At 71.4% G+C, this 21,314-nt stretch carries 12 protein-coding genes; 1 reads left to right on the top strand and 11 read right to left on the bottom strand.

Features of this window, described 5'->3' with window-relative positions:
* Positions 1-8: 8 nt before the first annotated feature.
* The 6 genes from pgsA to ACWCPW_RS19635 all read right to left on the bottom strand — a co-directional run bounded on the left by pgsA (position 9) and on the right by ACWCPW_RS19635 (position 12,655).
* A complete protein-coding gene (pgsA, locus tag ACWCPW_RS19660) occupies positions 9-683 on the bottom strand; it encodes a CDP-diacylglycerol--glycerol-3-phosphate 3-phosphatidyltransferase (protein WP_449762842.1) in 675 nt (224 codons plus the stop codon).
* Positions 680-2,179, bottom strand: coding sequence for a 30S ribosomal protein S12 methylthiotransferase RimO (rimO, locus tag ACWCPW_RS19655; protein ID WP_449762841.1), 1,500 nt, complete (start codon positions 2,177-2,179; stop codon positions 680-682). The genes pgsA and rimO overlap by 4 nt, the downstream gene beginning before the upstream one ends.
* Before the next feature lie 81 nt (positions 2,180-2,260).
* Positions 2,261-3,184: a RodZ domain-containing protein gene (locus ACWCPW_RS19650; protein WP_449762840.1), complete on the bottom strand. Its 924-nt coding sequence runs from the start codon at positions 3,182-3,184 to the stop codon at positions 2,261-2,263.
* A gap of 57 nt (positions 3,185-3,241) precedes the next feature.
* Positions 3,242-5,749, bottom strand: a complete 2,508-nt coding sequence (locus tag ACWCPW_RS19645) for a DNA translocase FtsK (protein WP_449762839.1) — start codon at positions 5,747-5,749, stop codon at positions 3,242-3,244.
* Between the two features lie 148 nt (positions 5,750-5,897).
* Positions 5,898-6,590 (bottom strand): response regulator, encoded by a 693-nt coding sequence (locus ACWCPW_RS19640; protein ID WP_395862198.1) that lies wholly within the window; start codon positions 6,588-6,590, stop codon positions 5,898-5,900.
* A gap of 374 nt (positions 6,591-6,964) precedes the next feature.
* The gene (locus tag ACWCPW_RS19635; RefSeq protein ID WP_449762838.1) at positions 6,965-12,655 is read right to left on the bottom strand and encodes a HAMP domain-containing protein; all 5,691 of its coding nucleotides are present in this window, start codon (positions 12,653-12,655) and stop codon (positions 6,965-6,967) included.
* 318 nt (positions 12,656-12,973) lie between these two features.
* On the opposite strand from ACWCPW_RS19635, the gene ACWCPW_RS19630 reads away from it, so the two are divergent.
* On the top strand, positions 12,974-15,496 hold the full coding sequence (locus ACWCPW_RS19630; protein ID WP_449762837.1) for a SpoIIE family protein phosphatase: 2,523 nt from the start codon (positions 12,974-12,976) through the stop codon (positions 15,494-15,496).
* A 329-nt stretch (positions 15,497-15,825) separates the two neighbouring features.
* Here the strand turns inward: ACWCPW_RS19630 and ACWCPW_RS19625 are convergent, their stop codons facing one another.
* The 5 genes from ACWCPW_RS19625 to dapA form a co-directional block, all read right to left on the bottom strand.
* Positions 15,826-16,347 carry a GNAT family N-acetyltransferase gene (locus ACWCPW_RS19625; RefSeq protein WP_449762836.1) on the bottom strand — a complete coding sequence of 174 codons (522 nt, stop codon included), beginning with the start codon at positions 16,345-16,347 and terminating at the stop codon, positions 15,826-15,828.
* Between the two features lie 19 nt (positions 16,348-16,366).
* Positions 16,367-17,287 (bottom strand): type IV toxin-antitoxin system AbiEi family antitoxin domain-containing protein, encoded by a 921-nt coding sequence (locus ACWCPW_RS19620; protein ID WP_449762835.1) that lies wholly within the window; start codon positions 17,285-17,287, stop codon positions 16,367-16,369.
* A 178-nt stretch (positions 17,288-17,465) separates the two neighbouring features.
* Complete coding sequence (locus ACWCPW_RS19615; protein ID WP_449762834.1) at positions 17,466-17,969, bottom strand: peptidoglycan-binding domain-containing protein; 504 nt, start codon at positions 17,967-17,969, stop codon at positions 17,466-17,468.
* Positions 17,970-18,405: 436 nt separating this feature from the next.
* Positions 18,406-20,094, bottom strand: a complete 1,689-nt coding sequence (locus ACWCPW_RS19610; protein WP_395862186.1) for a ribonuclease J — start codon at positions 20,092-20,094, stop codon at positions 18,406-18,408.
* 125 nt (positions 20,095-20,219) lie between these two features.
* Complete coding sequence (dapA, locus tag ACWCPW_RS19605; protein ID WP_449762833.1) at positions 20,220-21,119, bottom strand: 4-hydroxy-tetrahydrodipicolinate synthase; 900 nt, start codon at positions 21,117-21,119, stop codon at positions 20,220-20,222.
* Positions 21,120-21,314: the final 195 nt, after the last annotated feature.

The following is a 21,314-nucleotide window of genomic DNA, read 5'->3' as shown; positions in this document are numbered from 1 at the left end:
TCCCGACGTCAGACCTGTCCGGCGGGCACCGGCGTGCCGCGTCGCAGTCGTACGGCCTTGACGATGTAGTCCAGGCCGGTCACCACGGTGATGATCACCGCGGCCGCCATCACCCAGGCCCGCGTGCTGGCCAGCGGGCCGGTCATGACCAGTGTGTACATGCCGATCGCGACACCCTGGAGCATGGTCTTGGCCTTGCCTCCCCGGCTGGCCGGGATCACGCCGTGGCGGATCACCCAAAAGCGCAGCAGGGTGATGCCGACCTCCCGGGCGAGCACCACGAGGGTGACCCACCACGGCAGGTCGCCGAGCGCGGACAGGCTGATCAGCGCGGCACCCATCAGCGCCTTGTCGGCGATCGGGTCGACCAGTTTGCCGAAGTCGGTGACCAGGTTGTGCATCCGGGCCAGCTTGCCGTCGAAGAGGTCGCTGATGCTGGCCACGGTGAACGCGGCCCAGGCCCAGGCCCGCCACGCGGGATCGTGGCCGCCGTCCTGGAGCAGCAGGACGACGAAGACCGGCACCAGGGCCACCCGCATCATGGTCAGCGCGTTGGCCGCGTTCCACGCGCTCACCGAGGTGGTGGGGTCGCCGAGTCGATCCGGCTTCGGCGGGTGGTTGGCCGCGGCGGCGCGGACGGCCTCGGCCGGACGCCGGCGCTGCGGTGCCGGATCGGCCGTCACCGATCGCCCCCGGGCACGATCACGTCGATCGCCTCGCCGTGCAGGTCGGCGCCCTCGCTGTCGGTGACCCGGACCCGGACCAGGTCGCCGACCCGCAGGCCCTCGCCGACCACCGTGGTCGAGCCGTCGGTCTCGGGGGCCTGGTGGTGCGCGTGGCCCTCGGCGGTGCCGTCCTCGCCGAGTTCCTCGATCAGCACGATCACCTCGGTGCCGATCCGGTCCTCGGCGCGTTGCGCGACGAGTTCCTCGGCCAGCCGGGAGATCCGCTCCACGCGCGCGGCCACCACGTCCGGATCGATCTTGTCGGCGTAGCCGGCCGCCTCGGTGCCGTCCTCGTCCGAGTAGCCGAACACGCCGATCGCGTCCAGTCGGGCGGCGATCAGGAAGCGCTCCAGCTCGTCCACGTCCTCCTCGGTCTCGCCCGGGAAGCCGACGATGAAGTTCGAGCGCGCGCCGGCCTCGGGAGCCTTGGTCCGGGCCTGCTCCAGGAGGGTGGTGAACGCCTCGCGCGAGCCGAAGCGGCGCATCCTGCGCAGCACCGGCTCGGAGGCGTGCTGGAAGGACAGGTCGAAGTACGGCGCGACGCCGGGCGTGCCGGTGAGCACGTCGATCAGGGTCGGCCGCATCTCCGCGGGCTGGAGGTAGTTGACCCGGACCCGCTCGATGCCCTCGACGGCGGCCAGCTCCGGCAGCAGCGTCTCGAGCAGGCGCAGGTCGCCCAGGTCCTTGCCGTAGGAGGTGGAGTTCTCGCTGACCAGGACGATCTCGCGGACGCCCTGCTCGGCCAGCCAGCGGGCCTCGGCGATCACGTCGGAGGGGCGGCGGGAGAGGAACGAGCCGCGGAAGGAGGGGATCGCGCAGAACGAGCAGCGCCGGTCGCAGCCGGAGGCGAGCTTGAGCGAGGCGACCGGGCCCGAGCCGAGCCGGCGGCGCAGCGCGCGCGGCCCGGAGGCCGGGGCGACGCCTTCCGGGAGGTCTTCGGGTGCGCCGTGTCCGGGCACCGCGACGTCGGCGGCCTGGCGCTCGACCGGGGTGATCGGCAGCAGTGCGCGGCGGTCGCGCGGCACGTGCGAGGTGTGCTCGTCGCCCGCGAGGATCGAGCGCAGCCGGGTGGAGATGTCGCTGTAGTCGTCGAAGCCGAGCACCGCGTCCGCCTCGGGCAGGGCGCCCGCGAGCTGGTCGCCGTAGCGCTCGGCCAGACAGCCGACCGCGACGACGGCCTGCGTGCGGCCCTCGCCCTTGAGGTCGGCGGCCTCCAGGACGGTGTCGATCGAGTCCTTCTTGGCGGACTCGACGAAACCGCAGGTGTTGACCATCACGACGGACGCGTCCGCGGCGTCCTCGACGAGGGACCAGCCGTCGGCCTCCAACCGGCCGGCGAGTTCCTCGGAGTCCACTTCGTTGCGGGCGCAGCCGAGGGTGACCAGGGCGACGGTGCGCAGGGCGGAGGGGCTCTCGGCCGGGGCGGCGGGGCTGGTGGTATCGCGGGCGGGCATGCCGGAAAGCCTACGTCAGGCGCGGGCGTGGACCGGACGCAGGGAAGCGTCCGATGGTTCCGGGGAGGTCACGATGGCTCGTCAGCGAGGGGAAGCGCCGGCCGCCGAGGTCGTCCGGGCCGGGGAAGGGTCGGCCGACGCGCTCCTGCGCGTCGGGGAAGGGTCGGCCGACGCACTCCTGCGCGTCGGGGAGGGGTCGGCCGACGTGGTCGCCCGCGTCGGGGAGGGGTCGGCCGACGAGGTCGTCCGCATCTGCGGGACGGGGTCGCCGGGGACGAAGGTGTGCTCGGCCACGGCGCCCTCCTCGCCCGCCGGGCCCAGGTCCCGGCCGTTGACGTTCAGTCGCGCGGCGCCGGAGTTGCCGATCTGGAGCTTGAGCTGCTCGGGGTCGGTGAGCGTCTTGGCCTCGCCCTTGTCCAGGATCGTCTCGAAGATCTGCTTGTCGTCGGCGTCGAACGCGCGAATCCAGCTACGGCCGTCGACGGCGGTGATCGTGACGACCACCTCGGCCGGGAACTCGGGGGCCTTGGTCGACGGCTCGGCCGGAGGCGGTGGGGGCGGCGGGGCCGGGGCGGTGGGGGCGGTCGTGGGCGGCGCGACCCGCGACGCGGTCTCCTTCTTGTCGTCGTCGGCGCGACCGCCGGCGAGCTGGACGAACGCGAAGATCAGCACGATGACCACGGCGACGCCCATGGCCAGGGTCCAGTTCGGCCGGCGGTATTCGATCGATTTGCGGGGGGAGTCGAAGATCTCGGTCGGACGGGGCGTGCTGGTGCCGCCGACCGTGTGGTTGTACTCGGCGATCAGTGGCTCGGGATCCAGGCCGGTCGCGCGGGCCAGGGTGCGGATGTGGCCGCGGGCGTAGAAGTCGCCGCCGCACGGTTCGAAGTCGTCCCGTTCGACGCCCTCGATGATGACCTGCCGGATGCGGGTGACCTCACTGAGCCGTTCGACAGTGAGACCGGCCCGCACTCGTGCCTCGGCGAGGCTCTGACCGATCGACACGATTCGCCCCTTATGCGTCATTCATCACGACTGACACCAATCATCACTTAAGTCAGATCATTCACCGCGCAACGTGGCCATAATCTGCTCGATTTCATCCGGTTTGATCAACACTTCGCGCGCCTTGGAGCCTTCGCTGGGTCCGACGATGTCCCGGCTCTCCATCAGGTCCATCAGCCGCCCGGCCTTCGCGAAGCCGACCCGCAGCTTGCGCTGGAGCATCGAGGTCGAGCCGAACTGGGTGGAGACCACCAGTTCGACCGCCTGGCAGAGCAGGTCGAGGTCGTCGCCGACCTCCTCGTCCACCTGCTTCTTGCGATCCGGCGCGGCGGTGACCTCCTCGCGGTACTCCGGCTGGAGTTGCTCCTTGCAGTGCCGGGCGACCGCGTCGATCTCCTCCTCGGTGACGTAGGCGCCCTGCATGCGGATCGGCTTGCTCGCGCCCATCGGCAGGAACAGCGCGTCGCCCTTGCCGATCAGCTTCTCCGCGCCGGGCTGGTCCAGGATCACCCGGCTGTCCGCCAGCGAGGAGGTGGCGAACGCGAGTCGGGACGGCACGTTGGCCTTGATCAGCCCGGTCACCACGTCGACGCTGGGCCGCTGGGTGGCCAGTACCAGGTGGATGCCCGCCGCGCGGGCGAGCTGGGTGATCCGCACGATCGAGTCCTCGACGTCGCGCGGGGCGACCATCATCAGGTCGGCCAACTCGTCCACGATCACCAGCAGGTACGGATACGGCTGCGCCTCGCGCTCGCTGCCCGGCGGCATCTTGAGCTTGCCCGCGCGCACCGCGACGTTGAAGTCGTCCACATGCCGGAAGCCGAAGTTGGCCAGGTCGTCGTAGCGCATGTCCATCTCGCGCACGACCCACTGGAGCGCCTCGGCGGCCTTCTTCGGGTTGGTGATGATCGGCGTGATCAGGTGCGGGATGCCCTCGTAGGTGGTCAGTTCGACCCGCTTGGGGTCGACCAGCACCATCCGCACCTCCTCCGGCGTGGCACGCATCATGATCGAGGTGATCAGGCCGTTGATGCAGCTCGACTTGCCCGCGCCGGTGGCGCCCGCGACCAGCAGGTGCGGCATCTTGGCCAGGTTGGCCACCACGTCGTTGCCCTCGACGTCCTTGCCGAGCGCGGCGATCATCGGATGCGCGTCGCCGCTCGCGGTGTCCGAGGCCAGGATGTCGCCCAGGCTGACCATCTCGCGGTCGGTGTTGGGAATCTCGATGCCGACCGCGGACTTGCCCGGGATCGGGCTGATGATCCGCACGTCGGCGCTGGCCACCGCGTACGCGATGTTCTTGGCGAGCGCGGTGATCCGCTCCACCTTGACCGCCGGGCCCAGTTCGATCACGTAGCGGGTCACCGTCGGGCCCCGGGAGAAGCCGGTGACCTGCGCGTCCACGTTGAACTGCTCGAACACCTTGGACAACGCGGCGACCACGTCGTCGTTGGCCTTGCTGCGGGCCTTGGCCGGCGGGCCCTTCTCGAGCAGCGACGGGCCGGGCAGGTGGTACGTGATATCGCCGGACAGCCGCAACTGCTCGCTGCGCGGCGGCGCGGGCGTGTGCGCCGGCGCGTCGGCGCCGCGCGCCCGCAGGTCGGTGACCACCCGGGCGGCGGCGGCCTTGCGCGAGCGCGCGGGGGGTACGACCAGGCCCGCGTCGTTCGCGTCCAGCGCCGCGGCGGCGGCCGCGGCCACGTCGATCGCGTCCGGCTGGCCGGGGGCGGCGCCCGGCCGGCGGCGCGGTCGGGTCTTGCGGACCGGCGCGGCGGCGGGTGGCGCGTCGTCCTCGTCGAAGCCGGCGAAGCCGCTCGGGCGCTCGTCCTCGTCGAGCGGCGCGGGCTCGGGCCCCTCGATGAAGCCGAGGAAGACCCCGAGCCGCTCGGGGACCGCGTTGATCGGCGTGGCGGTCACCACGAGCAGGCCGAACACGATCAGCAGCACCAGGAGCGGCACCGCGACCCAACGGGTCACCAGGTGCACGGGCGGGGTCGCGAAGGCCCAACCGACCAGGCCGCCGGCGTCGCGCATCGCGGCCGCGCCGTCGCCGGGTTGCGGGGTCCCGCAGCCGACGTGGATCAGCCCGAGCACGCTGCACACCAGCGCCGTGCAGCCGATCATGATCCGGCCGGTGGCGTCCTTCTGGTCGGGGTGGCGCATCACCCGCACGCCCAGCGCGCCGACCAGGAACGGCACCAGCAGGTCGAGCCGGCCCACCAGGCCCGCGACGACCGCGTTGACCGCCTCGCCGACCGCGCCGTCGATGGTGCCCCACGCGCCGGCCGCGATGACTATGGCCAGGCCGAGCAGGGCCAGTCCCAGGCCGTCCCGGCGGTGCGCCGGGTCCAGCCCGCGCGCGCCGGAGCCGATTCCGCGCGCGGCCGAGCCGAACGCGTGGGCCAGGCCCAGCCACAGCCGCTTGAGCCCCTTCCCGAGCAACGCGGGTACCCCGCCGAGCAGTTTCGGCGGAGGCGGAGGGGGTGGAGCGGGTTTCTTGGCGGCAGCCTTCTTCTTCGCGGCCGTGCGCGGTTGCGCTCCGCCGCCGGACGCACGTGTGGCCATGTTCCGAGGTTACCGGTGGACCCTTCACACCTCATGCGTCCCAGCCCGGAGGGCGCGCGTGTCGGATCCGCGCGCCGATTCCGGGCCCGAGCGGCCCCGAGCCCCGACCGGGCCGCACAGGGTCCGGTCGGGGCTCGGGGTCACCGGGTCAGGCGTCCGCCTCGCCGGTGTCCGGTGCCGGTACCAGCGGCGGGCCGCCGTGCCCGGCCGCGGCCGGGGCGAGGGCGTCGAGCGCGGCGCGCATCCGGGCCACCCGGCGGCGGAGTTGACTCGCCGAGGCGGCCAGGATCGGATCGTCCGCCGACTCGACCTGCTTGGCCATGCCGTCGGCCTGCTCCTCGACCGAGGCCAGCCGCGCGGACAACTCCGCGATCACGTCCGCCCCGGCCCGGTCGCCACCGGCCACTCCTTCGAGCCGCCCACGCAGCAACGCGGCCTGCTCGCGCAGTTGGCAGTTCTTCTTGTACAGGTCCACGAACACGGAGACCTTGGCCCGCAGCACCCACGGGTCGAACGGCTTGGAGATGTAGTCGACGGCACCGGCCGCGTAGCCGCGGAAGGTGTGGTGCGGACCGTGATTGATCGCGGTCAGGAAGATGATCGGGATGTCCCGGGTCTTCTCCCGGCGCTTGATGTGCGCGGCGGTCTCGAAACCGTCCATGCCGGGCATCTGGACGTCGAGCAGGATCACCGCGAACTCGTCCGTGAGCAGCGCCTTGAGGGCTTCCTCGCCCGAATGCGCCCGGACCAGGGTCTGGTCCAGCGCGGACAGGATCGCCTCCAGGGCGAGCAGATTCTCCTGACGGTCATCGACCAGGAGGATCTTGGCCTTCTCCGTCATGGCCCACCCTCTTCGATCCGACACGGTGGGTGACCCCGCGTATCGGTCGGCTCCACTCGTCCTTGTGCATCTTTTCGGTTTACGCGGCCCTGAATGACACAGCCTCGATCGACACGGTTTCGCTCGACCCGACCTTCGCCGTGGCCGTCCCGGCGCACACCACACCGGTCGAGCACACGTTCCGGGTGGTGCTCGTCCCGGTCATGGTAGTGGTCAGGCGATCCGCTCGGCAGGTATTCCGACACAGACGACCGCATGGTGTCACCACGCCTCGACCCACGGTCGCGACAACACCGCATCGACCCCTCCGCCCCTTCAACGTCGCTCGGTCCGTTCGGGTTCCATCATGGGGCGCCGGCCGCCCGGGAAGCGAACTAGTGGTCGAGCCAAGTCCGGATGAGTCCCAACAAGTGCCGCGTGTCGACCGGCTTGGCGACGTAGTCGGACGCCCCGGAGTCGATGCTCTTCTCCTGATCCCCCTTCATCGCCTTCGCCGTCAACGCGATGATCGGCAGCCCGGCGTACTGCGGCATCCGGCGAATCGCCGAAGTCGTGGCGTATCCGTCCATCTCCGGCATCATCACGTCCATCAGCACGATCGCGATGTCGTCGTGCGCCTGGAGCACCTCGATGCCCTCGCGGCCGTTCTCCGCGTACAGCACACTCAGCCCGTACTGCTCCAGCACGCTGGTCAGCGCGAACACGTTGCGCACGTCGTCGTCGACGATCAGCACCCGCTCGCCGTCGAAGGTGCCCTCGAACGGCTCGACCACCGGCTTGGCCGGGACCATGTGGTCGGGGCGGACCGGGGCGGTGGCGCCCGTCACCGCCCGGGTCAGCCCGTCCGGGGTGGAGACCCGCTGGAGCAGCACGATCCGACGTCGATAGCCGCGCAGCCGCCCCGACTCGGAGCGGGTCGGCCGGTGCGGGACGTGCACCACGACCGGCAGGTTCTGCAACTCGGGCCGGGAGGCGACCGCGTCCAGCACCTGCCAGGCCCCCTCGTCGGCCAGCCGCAGGTCCACCACCAGGCACGCGGGCGGCGCCTCGGCGAGCAGCCGGACCGCCTCCCCCTCGTCGCCGGCCGCGGTCACCTCGATCGCCCCGTTCATCGCGGCCAGCGCGCCGGCCAGCAGGGCCCCGTCGGAGCGCGGGGTCTCCACCACCAGCACCCGGCGCGGGACCGGGTCGCCCTTGTCCTCGTCCACCTCCTCGCCGTCGGCGAGGAGGTCGGGGGCGTCGCTGAGCAGCGGGGTGGACGGCGCGGCGGCGGGCAGCGCCGGCCGGTACGGCGTCGGGGCGAGCTCGGTGTGCCGGTCGTGGCCCACCTCGTCGCCCGGGACCAGGACGCTGTCCAGCGGGAGGTAGAGGGTGAACGTGCTGCCTCGGCCCGGCATGCTCTCGGCGTGGATCTCGCCGCCGAGCAGCCACGCGATCTCCCGGCTGATCGACAGGCCCAGGCCGGTGCCGCCGTAGCGGCGGCTGGTGGTGCCGTCGGCCTGCTGGAACGCCTCGAAGATCACCTTGAGCTTGTCCACCGCGATGCCGATGCCGGTGTCGACCACCGAGAACGCCACCGCGTGTTCGGCGTTGTCCAACTCGGTGTTGGTCAGCGGGATGTCGTCCGTGAGCGTGATCAGCACCTCCACCGAACCGGAGTCGGTGAACTTGACCGCGTTCGAGAGCAGGTTGCGCAGCACCTGCTGCAGGCGCTGCTCGTCGGTGAACAGGATCCCGGGCACCGCGGGCGAGACGTGCACCGTGAAGTCGAGGTTCTTCTCCGAGGTCAGCGGCCGGATGGTCGCCTCGACGTAGTCCATGAGCTGGGCCAGCGCGATCCGCGCCGGCCGCACGTCCATCTTCCCGGCCTGCACCTTGGACAGGTCCAGGATGTCGTTGATCAGTTGCAGCAGGTCGGATCCGGCGCCGTGGATGGTCTCGGCGAACTCGACCTGCTTGCGGGTCAGGTTGCCCTCGACGTTGTCCGCGAGCAGCTTGGCCAGGATCAGCAGGCTGTTCAGCGGGGTGCGCAGCTCGTGCGACATGTTGGCGAGGAACTCGGACTTGTACTTGGAGGACAGCGCGAGTTGCTCGGCCCGCTCCTCCAGCGCCTGCCGGGCCTGTTCGATCTCCCGGTTCTTGATCTCGATGTCCCGGTTCTGCCGGGCGAGCAGCGCCGCCTTGTCCTCCAACTCGGCGTTGGAGTGCCGCAGTTCGCCCTGCTGGCGCTGGAGCTCCTCGGAGCGTTCCTGGAGTTCCTCGGTCAGCCGCTGCGATTCGGCCAGCAACATCTCGGTGCGCGAGTTCGCCATGATCGTGTTGACCGTGACGCCGATCTGCTCGTTGAGCTGCTCCAGGAAGTTGCGGTGCACCTTGGTGAACGGGCGGAACGAGGCGAGTTCGAGGACGCCGAGCAGTTGGTCCTCGAACAGCACCGGCAGCACGATCACGTTGGCCGGGGCGGCCTCGCCCAGGCCGGAGGCGATCTTGATGTAGCCGGGAGGCGCGTCCAGGATCAGGATCGAGCGCTTCTCCAGCGCGGCCTGGCCGACCAGGGACTGGCCGAGCCGGAAGCGGGTGGGCACCCCGCCGCCGTCCTGGTAGCCGTAGGAGGCGATCAGCCGCAGCTCGACCACGTCCTCCTGGGTCAACTCGGCCAGGAAGAACGCGCCGTGCTGGGCGTCCACGACCGGGGTGAGCTCGCTCATGATCAGCGCGGCGACCGCCATCAGGTCGCGGCGGCCCTGCATGAGACCGGAGATCCGGGCCAGGTTGGTCTTGAGCCAGTCCTGTTCGCGGTTGGCCCGGGTGGTCTCGCGCAGGTTGTAGATCATCTGGTTGATGTTGTCCTTGAGCTCGTCGAGCTCTCCGGACGCGTCCACCGCGATCTGCAGGGACAGGTCGCCGCGGGTCACCGCGGTGGCCACCTCGGCGATGGCCCGCACCTGGCGGGTCAGATTGCCGGCCAACTCGTTGACGTTCTCCGTGAGTTGCTTCCACGTCCCGGAGACGCCCTCGACCTCGGCCTGGCCGCCGAGCATGCCCTCGGTGCCCACCTCGCGGGCCACTCGGGTGACCTCGCCGGCGAACGCCGACAACTGGTCGACCATCGTGTTGATGGTGGTCTTGAGTTCGAGCATCTCGCCGCGCGCGTCCACGTCGATCTTCTGCGACAGGTCGCCGCCCGCGATCGCGGTGGTCACCTTGGCGATGTTGCGGACCTGGCCGGTGAGGTTGTTCGCCATCGAGTTGACGTTGTCGGTCAGGTCCTTCCAGGTGCCCGAGACACCGGGGACGTGCGCCTGGCCGCCCAGGATGCCCTCGGTGCCCACCTCGCGGGCGACCCGGGTGACCTCGTCGGCGAACGCGCGCAGCGTGTCCACCATCGTGTTGATGGTGCCCGCGAGACCCGCCATCTCGCCCTTGGCCTCGACCGTGCTCTTCTGCGACAGGTCGCCGTCGGCGACGGCGGTGGCCACCTGGGCGATGTTGCGGACCTGGGACGTCAGGTTGTTGGCCATGACGTTGACGTTGTCGGTCAGGTCCTTCCAGATGCCGGACACCCCACGCACCCGCGCCTGCCCGCCCAGGCGGCCCTCGGTGCCCACCTCGCGGGCCACCCGGGTCACCTCGTCGGCGAACGCGGAGAGCTGGTCGACCATCGTGTTGACGGTCTCCTTCAGCTCCAGGATCTCGCCCCGGGCGTCCACGGTGATCTTCTTGGACAGGTCGCCGGTGGCCACCGCCGTGGTCACGTCGGCGATGCTGCGCACCTGGCCGGTCAGGTTGCCGGCCATCACGTTGACCGACTCGGTGAGGTCCTTCCAGGTGCCGGAGACGCCCTTGACGTCGGCCTGGCCGCCGAGCCTGCCCTCCGTGCCCACCTCGCGGGCCACCCTGGTCACCTCGTCGGCGAAGCCGGAGAGCTGGTCGACCATGGTGTTCACGGTGTTCTTGAGTTCGAGGATCTCGCCGCGCGCGTCCACGGTGATCTTCTGCGACAGGTCGCCCCGGGCCACCGCCGTGGTGACCTGGCCCAGACTGCGCACCTGTTCGGTGAGGTTCCCGGCCATCGAGTTCACCGAGTAGGTGAGGTCGCGCCAGACGCCGGCCACGCCGAGCACCTGGGCCTGCCCGCCCAGACGGCCCTCGGTGCCCACCTCGCGCGCCACCCGGGTCACCTCGTCGGCGAACGCGGACAACTGGTCGACCATCGTGTTGACGGTGTTCTTGACCTCGAGGATCTCGCCGCGCGCGTCGACGTCGATCTTCTTGGACAGGTCGCCGCGCGCGACCGCCGTGGTCACCTCGGCGATGTTGCGGACCTGGGCGGTCAGGTTGCCCGCCATGAAGTTCACCGAGTCGGTCAGGTCGAGCCAGACGCCGGCGACGCCCGGGACGACCCGGGCCTGACCGCCCAGACGCCCCTCACCGCCTACCTCGCGGGCGACGCGGGTGACCTCCGAGGCGAACGCGGAGAGTTGGTCCACCATCGTGTTGACGGTGTTCTTGAGCTCCAGCATCTCGCCGGAGACGTCGACCGTGATCTTCTGCGACAGGTCGCCTCGGGCCACCGCGGTGGAGACCTGGGCGATGTTGCGGACCTGGCCGGTCAGGTTGCCGGCCATCACGTTCACCGAGTCGGTCAGGTCCTTCCACGTGCCGGCCACGCCGGACACCTGGGCCTGCCCGCCCAGGATGCCCTCGCTGCCCACCTCGCGGGCGACCCGGGTCACCTCCGAGGCGAACGCGGACAACTGGCCGACCATGGTGTTGACGGTGTTCTTGAGCTCCAGCATCTCGCCGGAGACGTCCACGGTGATCTTCTGCGACAGGTCGCCCTGGGCGACCGCCGTGGTCACCCCGGCGATGTCGCGGACCTGCGCGGTGAGGTTGAAGAAGGCGGTGTTGACCGAGTCGGTCAGGTCCTTCCAGATGCCCGCGCCGCCGGGTACCTGGGCCTGGCCGCCCAGCCGCCCCTCGAAGCCGACCTCGCGGGCGACCCGGGTCACCTCGGACGCGAACGTGCGCAGCGTGCCGGTCATCGCGTTGATCGTCTCGGCGAGTTGGGCCATCTCGCCGCGCGCGGACACGGTGATGGTCTGCGACAGGTCGCCGTACGCGACCGCCTTGGTCACCTGCGCGATGTCGCGCACCTGGGCGGTGAGGTTGCCGGCCATGATGTTGACCGAGTCGGTGAGGTCCTTCCAGGTCCCGGAGACCCCCTCCACCCGCGCCTGGCCGCCCAGGCGGCCCTCGGTGCCCACCTCGCGGGCCACCCGGGTCACCTCCTGGGCGAAGCCGGAGAGCTGGTCGACCATCGTGTTGACGGTCTCCTTCAGCTCCAGCATCTCGCCGGCCACCTCGACGGTGACCGTGCGGGAGAGGTCGCCCTTGGCCACCGCGGTGGTCACCAGCGCGATGTCGCGCACCTGGAGGGTCAACCGGCTGGCCATCGTGTTGACCGAGTCGGTGAGGTCCTTCCAGCTCCCGGACACCCCGCGCACCCGCGCCTGGCCGCCGAGCTTGCCCTCGGTGCCCACCTCGCGGGCCACCCGGGTGACCTCGTCGGCGAACGCGCTGAGCTGGTCCACCAGACCGTTGGCGGTACGGCCCATCCGCAGGAACTCGCCCCGCAGCGGCTGCTCGGCGATCCGCAGGTCCATCCGCTGGGACAGATCGCCCTCGGCGACCGCGGCCAGCACCCGGCCGACCTCGACCGTCGGCCGGACCAGGTCCTCCACGAGCGCGTTCGCCGCGTCGATGCTGGTCGCCCACGCGCCCTCGCCCGGTCCGGGGTCCAGTCGCTCGGTGAGTTTGCCCTCACGGCCGACCACCCGGCGGACCCGGGCCAGCTCACCGGACAGGTGCTGGTTGCGCTCGACCATGTCGTTGAACACGACGGCGATCTCGGACATGATCCCGTCGCCGGAGACCGTCAGGCGCTTGCGGAAGTTGCCGTCGCGGACGCCGGTCAGCGCCGCCAGCAGACGACGCAGATCCTGCTCGTCGTGCCGGCTCCGGGCGGCCGTCGTCCGTGCCTGCCCTGGGGAAGCCTTCGCCATCTCGCATTTCCTCCGCCGGACCGATTCGCCGCGACCGCTCGTGCTCCCGGCCGCTTGCCATCGACAGTCTTTCACTCACAGGGTTGAGAGCAGAGGCGGTCCGGGAGGATGGTGCTTGTCATCCGGAAAGTGTGGGCTCGAAAGGCTCGCTCGGCCGGAACTTCTGTCGGAATCGTGACGGATCCGTCACTGTTTGGAAGGGGTCCGCCCGATCGTCCGAAACCGATAGGGTGCGAATCTGCCGGACTGTGGAGCCGGATTCGTCACCGCAGCCGCCGTTCGTCGCAGATGCGGGAGTGTATGGATCAGGGAACGAGCATGCTCATCACTGCCCGGATGAGCGCTGCCTTCGCACCCGAGGGCAGGTCCGTGGCGGCCGCGCGCTCGTTCGTCCGCAAGACGCTCAGCGACTGGGACGCCGGCGACGTCGTGGACGACGCCGTACTGCTGACCAGTGAGTTGGTCACCAATGCGATCGTGCACGCGGGTACCTCGGCCGAGGTCTCGTGCGTGCGCTACGACGGCGGCGTACAGATCGAGGTCACCGACCACTACCCCAGCCGCGAGCTGCCCGAGCCCGCCACCGGGTTCGACGACGGCGACGAGAGCGGGCGCGGCCTGTTCCTGTCCGCGTCGTTGGCCTCGGCGTGGGGCGTCGAGTACGCCAAGAACGTCAAGCGCGTGTGGTTCCGGCTCGAACTGCCCGACCCGGTCTCGGCGACCAGCTCGGCGGGGCCGCTGCTGCCGGTCAACGCGCTGCCCGACGCCACGGTGCCGGTCGGCGTGGCCGTGCTGCACGCGGACGCCTCGCGCAAGGTGACGCACTGGAGCTCCGAGGCGTCCGAGCTGTTCGGCCTCACCGACGACGAGGCGATCGGCATGGCGCTGAACGACCTGGTCGCGTGGCCGCAGACACCCGGTACCGAGCTGACCCTGGACGAGATGCTGGAGCTGTCCCGCTGGCAGGGCGGCTACGACATCCGCGCCGCGAACGGGGTCGCCTCCCGGGTGTTCGCCTCCCATGTGCGCCTGCGCGACGCGGGCGGCGAGCCGGCCCTGGTCGCGCTGCTGGTGCCCGCCCAGGCGCGGGCCGTGCTGGAGCACCGGGACGGGTCCCGCGGCCGGGCGGGCGGTGCGGTGCCGGTGGACAGCGAGTGGGACGGCATCGACGGGCTCAGCCGGCTGGGTCTGGAGGACCTGCTGCAGCGCGCCGTCGAACGGGCCCGCGACCTGCTCGACGCGGACGCCGCGTTCGTGCTGCTGGCCACCGACGACGAGAGCGAGATGGAGGTGCGCGCCACCACCGGCCTGGCCGGCGCCGCGCACCGGTTGTCCCGGGTGCCGGTGGAGACCTCGGTGGGCCGCTACGGCTCGGCCCGGATGCCCGCGGTGCACGAGGACCTGGAGGCCGGGCCCGACGCGGTGCCGATCCTGCAGGACACCCGGATGCGCTCGGCGGTGACCGTCCCGCTCAAGGTCGAGGGCCGGCTGACCGGCACGCTCGGCGTCGCCTCCGAATCCGCCGCGCGCTTCGACAACGACGACGCGGCCCGGCTCCAGCGCGCCGCCGACCGGGTCTCGCTGACCGTGGAGAGCGCCCGGCTGTCCGAACTCGAACGTGTCCGCCGGGGCTCGCTGTCCTTCCTCGCCGAGGCGTCCGACCTGCTCGCGGGCACCCTGGACCCGGAAATGACGCTGGCGATGATCGCCCAGATCGTGGTGCCCCGGCTCGGCACGTGGTGCGCGGTCCACACCGGCGAGTCGCACGCGCCGGTGCTGAGCGTGGTGTGGCACGCCGACGAGATGCGGATCGACGACCTGCGCGCGCTGCTCGATCGGGCGGAGCCGCCCCGCGCCCAGCCCACCCCGGGCGCGCGCCGCTGGCTGGGCCTGCGGCACCTGGACCCGGAGGTCGTCCGCGAGCACGCCGACCTGGTCACCGGCGAGGCGGTCACCCTGCCGCTGGTCGCCCGCGGCCGGGGCATCGGCATGCTGACCTTCGGCATCCTGGCCGGCGACCGCTTCCGCCGGGACACCCTGGAGCTGGCCGAGGACCTGTCCCGGCGCGCCGCGCTGGCGATGGACAACGCCCGGCTGTACTCCGAGCGCAACTCGACCAGCCAGGCCCTCCAGCGCAGCCTGCTGCCGCCGGAGCTGCCCAAGGTCCCGGGCGTCGACGTCGAGGTGGTCTACCAGGCCTCCGGCGAGGGCAACGAGGTCGGCGGCGACTTCTACGACCTGTTCACCATCGGCGACGACAAATGGGGCTTCGCGATCGGCGACGTGTGCGGCACCGGTCCCGAGGCGGCCGCGGTCACCGGGCTGGCCCGCCAGGCCCTGCGGCTGCTGACCCGCGAGGGGCTGTCGGTACCGGCCGTCCTGCAGCGGCTGAACACCGCCATCCTGGAGGAGGGACCGCGCAGCCGGTTCCTGACCCTGCTGCACGGCCACATCACCCACCGCGAGGGCGGCGGCATTCGGCTCAGCCTGGTCTCCGCGGGACACCCGCTCCCGTTGCGCCTGCGCCCCGACGGCACGGTCACCGCGGTGGCCACGCCACAACCCCTGCTGGGTGTGCTGGACGAGGTCGATCTGGTCCTGGAGACGGTGGACCTGGACCCGGGCGACGTCCTGGTCTGCGTCACCGACGGTGTCACCGAACGCCGCGAGGGCACCCGCATGCTCGGCGACGACGGCTTGGCCGAGGTGCTCGGCGGCTGCACCGGACTGACCGCGGGCGCGGTCGCGACCCGCATCCACCGCGCGGTCGAGCAGTTCGCCGAGGAACAGGCCCGGGACGACATGGCCATCCTGGTCCTGCGGGTCTCCGGCGAGGACTGACCGCGAAGAGCGGCCCCTCCCCGACGAACCCGGCCGCCAGGGCCGCCGGCCGCTCCGGAAGCCGGGAGCCGGCGGCCCTGGCGCCCGTCTTCACCTTCTCGTCGGGCTCCGCGGCGTGAGCGCGGCGAGGAGGCCGCGGGGCGGATGGCGTGCGTCGGTGTCCCGGAGAAACGCCCGAGTCGTGGTCGCGTTCGGGTGACTCTTCGGGACGGCGAGAGCGGCGAGGAGCCCGACAGGCGGATGCGGCGCCGGGCGTCGTGGGGCTCGGCGGGAGATCGAGGACAGGCCCGAGGCCACCGGATCCGGTGGGTACGCCGGCGGCGCCGGGCTCAGGCGGCGTCCGGGTCGAGGCGGCCCGTCGACCAGCGTTGTTCGCCCTCCTGCCAGGTGTCGGTGACACGAAGGCCCGCGGCTCTCGCGACGCCGGCCGAGGCGAGGTTGGCCGGGTGGATGTGCGCGCGGACCTCCTCGACGCCGTGCGCGCGCAACCAGGCCACCCATGCGAGCACCGCCTCCTTGGCGATGCCCAGGCCCTGCCACGCGCCGCCCACGACCCAGGCCGCCTCGGCGACCGGACCGGGACCGACCGTGGCCTGGACCGTGCCCACCAGGCACTCCCCCGCGCGCAGCCGGATCACGCGGTTCAACCAGACCACCTCGGGATCGGGCGAACCCTTCGCCCAGCGCTCGTATCGAGCCCGCAGCGCCGCCGGATCCTCCGGTTCGCCGCCGATGAAGGTGTGCAGCGCCGGATCACCGAGCACTTCGGCCATCTCCTCGGCGTGATCGACCTCGACCGGGATCAGGTCCAGCCGATCGGTGCGCACCCACGCCGTCTCGTTCACGTTCATCGCCGCAGCATGCCGGCGCTCAGGCGGCGATGTCGCCGGCGTTTCCACGCGCGCGCAGCCGCAACTCCGACCCGATCCGGGCGACCGTGGCCGCCGGGTCCCGGCGCACCTGCGCCGTCGGGCACTCCAGCACCAGCCAGCCCTGTCCGGCGATGCTCCGGTGCCGTGCCCGCACCCACTGCCGATCCGCCGTCAGCTCCACCCCGACCCGCGCCGCGGGCCAGGCCAGCGGGAAGCGGCCGATGATCCGGCCGAACGCCGAGCGGAGCTCCCACCCGACCTCGACCGGCGGCAGCCCAGCGCCCAGCAGCGCCAGCCGCAGTCGGGTCTCGTCCTCGTTCGCGCCGCGCCCGTCGGCCAGCCGCACCGCCTCGGCGAGCCGGCAGCGCCCCGGATGACCGGCGTAGCGCCCGAGCAGCCCGGCCAACGCGCCGGCCGGGATCAGGCCGGCCCGCAGGAAGGCGTCGAGCACCACCACGCCGGTGTCCCGATCCGAGGCCCGGACCAGGTCCGCCGCCGTCCGGGTCGGCGAGGTGACCGGGATCCCGCCCGACCACACCACCTCCCCGGCCGCCAATGCCATGACCCGGGCCCGGCAGCCGTGCCGGCGGGGCAAAGCCGCCCCCACCGGCACGACCACCTCGATCGGTGCCGTGCGCCGAGCCTCGTCCCGGGGATCCGCCGGAACGCGCACGCCGTGCAACCACGCTGCGGTGCGCCCACAGACCACGGCCCCGCGGGGCAGAACCATGACCGCGGCCCGGGCTCGCACCGCCGGCGTGTCCACGACGTGCGCTCCGACGTAGACCCCGTGTATGACCCGACGCACGTCGCCGTCGCGCACCAGGCGCCGGACGACCGACCGGCCGACCCCGTGGCGGGCCGCGACGGCGAGGGTGAAGGGTTGGGACAACAGGGCGGAAAGGTCGGTCGGCGTCATGCGGGTCAGTGTGCGCGCGTCCCCTCCGCGCGTGCCGCCCGTCGTCCACAGCCCCCGGGATGAGTGTGACCATCACACCCGGCCTGTGCACGGCGCGTGGCCCGAACCGCCCCCTCGGTCCGGCCCCCGGCCGACCCGCGACGCCCCTTCGCCCCGCCTCCCGGCCTCACCCGCCCGCTCAGCCGATGCCGATCGCCGGTTCCGCCGCCTTGCCGCAGCCCTTCTTCGCGCGGTAGAGCACCTTCCAGGTGGCCGCGTCCGTGACCCCCGACGGATCGAGGCCGCTGCACTTCTGCACCCAACGGACCCCGTCCGCGGTGGCCGCGTCGAACACGCCGCTCACCGGCAGGTCCCCGGGGGCACCGGACCTCGTGTCGACCAGGCACTGCACCTGGGCGACCGCGTCGTCCCGATCCCCTTCACGCAACTCCGGCCGGTTGTCCTTGGCCACGTGATCGCAGCGCGTGGCGGCCGCCGCCGGCGACCCGGGGCCCGTCATCCCCGTGCCCAGACCCAGCGCCGCGCACGAGGTCAGCGCGATCGCCGCGACCCGCCCCCGACGCCGCAGCCCGGGCCGGGCCGAGGGCGGCCGAGGCGCCGGAATCGGCGGGCTCTGCGGGGTCGGCGGCTCCGCACCCCGTCGCGGTCCGCCGCAGCGCCGGTTCCGCTGTACCGCATTCATCTCTGCTCCCGACTGTCGATCCTGTCGACCCGTGTCGACCTGTCCAGCGCCCGAAGGACCGTGTGTCCTCCGAACACGACCGACGTTAGGAGCCGGCAACGGCACCCCCGAGAGGTACGAAAACCCGACTTCCACACCGCAAAATCGGACCGAATGTCGGTATTGCCGCCCCAGTTCCGGCACCCTCCCCACCGAAATCGACACCCGGCGCCCACCCCCGAGTCCTCTCATCCCGCACAACCGGTCGAGAACCCGCCGCCGCCACCGACCACAACCGAGAACCGACAGCCACCACCCCAACCGCCGCCCACACACACGACAAGCCCCACCACCAGCCACCGACAACCGGCCACCGGCCACCGGCCACCGGCAACCGGCAACAAAGGGCCCGCTACGAAGAATTCGTAGCGGGCCCGCGCAAACCGTCGGCGAGGTCTCAGACCTCCACGACCACCGGCAGGATCATCGGCCGGCGCCGGTAGGTGTCGGACACCCACTTGCCCACGATCCGGCGCACCTGCTGCTGGAGCTGATACGGCTCCGCCACACCGTCGGCGGCCGCCTTCTGCAACATCTCCTCGATCTTCGGGATCACCGCGTCGAAGCGGGCGTCGTCGATGCCCGATCCACGCGCGGTGATCGTCGGTCCGCCGACCACCTTGCCGGAGGAGGAGTCCACGGCGAGGAACACGGACACGAAACCCTCCTCGCCCAGGATCCGACGATCCTTGAGCGAGGACTCGGTCACGTCGCCCACGGACAAACCGTCCACGTAGACGTACCCGGCCTGCACCTTGCCGGTGATCTTGGCGACACCGTTGACCAGGTCCACGGTGAGGCCGTCCTCGGCCAGTACCACCCGGTCCTTGCGCACGCCCGTCTTGATGCCCAGGTCGGCGGCGGCGCGCAGGTGGCGCCACTCGCCGTGCACCGGCATCAGGTTGCGCGGCCGGGTGAGGTTGAAGAAGTACAGCAGCTCGCCGGCCGAGGCGTGGCCGGAGACGTGCACCTTGGCGTTGCCCTTGTGCACGACCTTGGCGCCCCAGCGGGTCAGCCCGTTGATCACCCGGTAGACCGAGGTCTCGTTGCCCGGGATCAGCGAGGACGCGAGCACCACGGTGTCGCCCTCGACGATCCGGATCTGCTGGTGCGAGCGGTTGGCCATCCGCGACAGCGCCGCCATCGGCTCGCCCTGCGAGCCGGTGCACACGAGCACGACCTCGTCCGGCGGCAGGTCGTCCAACGTCTTGACGTCCACGACCAGCCCGGCGGGAATCTTCAGATAGCCGAGGTCCCCGGCGATCTTCATGTTGCGCACCATCGAGCGGCCGACGAAGGCGACCTTGCGCTCGTAGGCGTAGGCGGTGTCCAGCACCTGCTGGATGCGGTGCACGTGGCTGGCGAAGCTGGCCACGATGATCCGCTGGTCGGCGTCCGCGAAGACCCGGTCGAGCACGCTCGCGATGTCCCGCTCGGCCGGGATGAAGCCGGGCACCTCGGCGTTCGTGGAGTCCACGAGCAGCAGGTCGATGCCCTCGGTGCCCAGCCGCGCGAACGCGGGCAGGTCGGTCAGCCGGTTGTCCAGCGGCAACTGGTCCATCTTGAAGTCGCCGGTGTGCACGACGGTGCCGGCCTCGGTCCGGATGGCCAGCGCGAGCGCGTCCGGGATCGAGTGGTTCACCGAGATGAACTCGCACTCGAACGGACCCAGGCGCTCGATGTCGCCTTCCTTGACCTCGAGCGTGTACGGCCGGATCCGGTGCTCGGTGAGCTTGGCCTCGATGAACGCGAGGGTCAGCTTCGACCCGATCAGCGGGATGTCGGCCTTCTCCCGCAGCAGGTACGGGACCGCACCGATGTGGTCCTCGTGGCCGTGCGTCAGGATGATCGCCTCGATGTCGTCGAGACGATCCCGGATCGAGCTGAAGTCCGGCAGGATGAGGTCGACTCCGGGCTGCTCCTCCTCGGGGAACAGCACCCCGCAGTCGACGATCAGCAGTCGGCCGTCGAACTCGAAGACGGTCATGTTCCGGCCGATCTCGCCGAGACCACCCAGCGGGGTGATCCGAAGGCCGCCCTTGGGCAGCACCGGCGGCGGGCCGAATTCGGGATGGGGATGGCTCAAGTTCTCTCCTCGCCACGTGCCGCCGCCCGGCCGTCGTGGACGGCCGGACGGGGACGCGCAAAAGCTCGTGTTCGGCCCGGGCGGATGTGGTACCCGCCCGGGGCACTACTTACAGATATTCCTGTTTACAGCTCTACCCCACCCGCCGAGAGATCCTGCCTAAGCTGCGCGATCTGGGCCTTGGAGGCCTCGATCAGCGGCAGCCGCAGCGGCCCGGCGGGCAGGCCCTGCAATCCCAGAGCGGCCTTGGTGAGGATCACGCCCTGGGTACGAAAAATGCCGGTGTACACCGGAAGAAGACGCTGGTGGATCTCGCGCGCCTTGGCGACGTCGCCGCCGACGTAGGCGTCGATCATCGCGCGGAGCTCCGCCGAGACGAGATGCCCGACCACGCTCACCACACCGACCGCGCCGATGGACAGGAGCGGCAGGTTCAGCATGTCCTCACCGCTGTAGTACACCATGTCGGTGCTCGCCAGCACCCGGCTCGCGGACGCGAGGTCGCCCTTGGCGTCCTTGTTCGCCACGATCCGCGGGTGCTCGGCGAGCCGGATCAGCGTCTCGGTCTCGATCGGCACGGCGCTGCGGCCGGGGATGTCGTACAGCATCACCGGCAGGTCGCCGGCGTCGGCGACGGTGGTGAAGTGCCGGTACAGGCCCTCCTGCGGGGGCTTGTTGTAGTACGGCGTGACCACGAGCAGACCGTGCGCGCCGGCGGCCTGTGCCTGCCGGGCCAGTTCGACCGAGTGCCGGGTGTCGTTGGTGCCGACTCCGGCGATCACGAACGCGCGGTCGCCCACGGCCTCCAGGACCGCCCGGACCAGTCGCTCTTTCTCCGCGTCGCTCGTCGTGGGCGACTCGCCGGTGGTGCCGTTGACGACGAGTCCGTCGTTGCCGGCGTCGACAAGGTGGGAGGCCAGGCGCTGGGCGCCGGCAAGGTCGAGCGCACCGTCGGCCGTGAAGGGGGTCACCATCGCGGTGAGGACCCGGCCGAAGGGGGTCTGGGGGGTAGACGTCGGAGCCATGGCCCAAACGGTACCGGGCGCACACCTGACCTGCGGGTAGCACCCGCCCTATGAGACTTCGACGGCCCGTGCGGAGCAGTCCCGGCGTCGGCGCCGCACCGAGGCGGCCCGGACGCGCCCCGGACAAAAACAAGGACCAGGCGCTGCCCGCTCGGGGGTTCGAGCAGCGCCTGATCTCTTTCAGTATCGACCACT

This window comes from Embleya sp. NPDC001921 (assembly GCF_053594475.1).
Note: the sequence above shows the minus strand (reverse complement) of the source record. Positions and strands in the feature narration are given on the sequence as shown.

What these genes read in the sequence shown, in the direction of transcription:
- ACWCPW_RS19645 (WP_449762839.1), bottom strand. Translation starts at nt 5,749, where the DNA reads ATGGCCACACGTGCGTCCGGCGGCGGAGCGCAACCGCGCACGGCCGCG.
- ACWCPW_RS19635 (WP_449762838.1), bottom strand. Translation starts at nt 12,655, where the DNA reads ATGGCGAAGGCTTCCCCAGGGCAGGCACGGACGACGGCCGCCCGGAGC.
- ACWCPW_RS19615 (WP_449762834.1), bottom strand. Translation starts at nt 17,969, where the DNA reads ATGAATGCGGTACAGCGGAACCGGCGCTGCGGCGGACCGCGACGGGGT.
- ACWCPW_RS19640 (WP_395862198.1), bottom strand. Translation starts at nt 6,590, where the DNA reads ATGACGGAGAAGGCCAAGATCCTCCTGGTCGATGACCGTCAGGAGAAT.
- ACWCPW_RS19625 (WP_449762836.1), bottom strand. Translation starts at nt 16,347, where the DNA reads ATGAACGTGAACGAGACGGCGTGGGTGCGCACCGATCGGCTGGACCTG.
- ACWCPW_RS19630 (WP_449762837.1), top strand. Translation starts at nt 12,974, where the DNA reads ATGCTCATCACTGCCCGGATGAGCGCTGCCTTCGCACCCGAGGGCAGG.
- ACWCPW_RS19620 (WP_449762835.1), bottom strand. Translation starts at nt 17,287, where the DNA reads ATGACGCCGACCGACCTTTCCGCCCTGTTGTCCCAACCCTTCACCCTC.
- rimO (WP_449762841.1), bottom strand. Translation starts at nt 2,179, where the DNA reads ATGCCCGCCCGCGATACCACCAGCCCCGCCGCCCCGGCCGAGAGCCCC.
- dapA (WP_449762833.1), bottom strand. Translation starts at nt 21,119, where the DNA reads ATGGCTCCGACGTCTACCCCCCAGACCCCCTTCGGCCGGGTCCTCACC.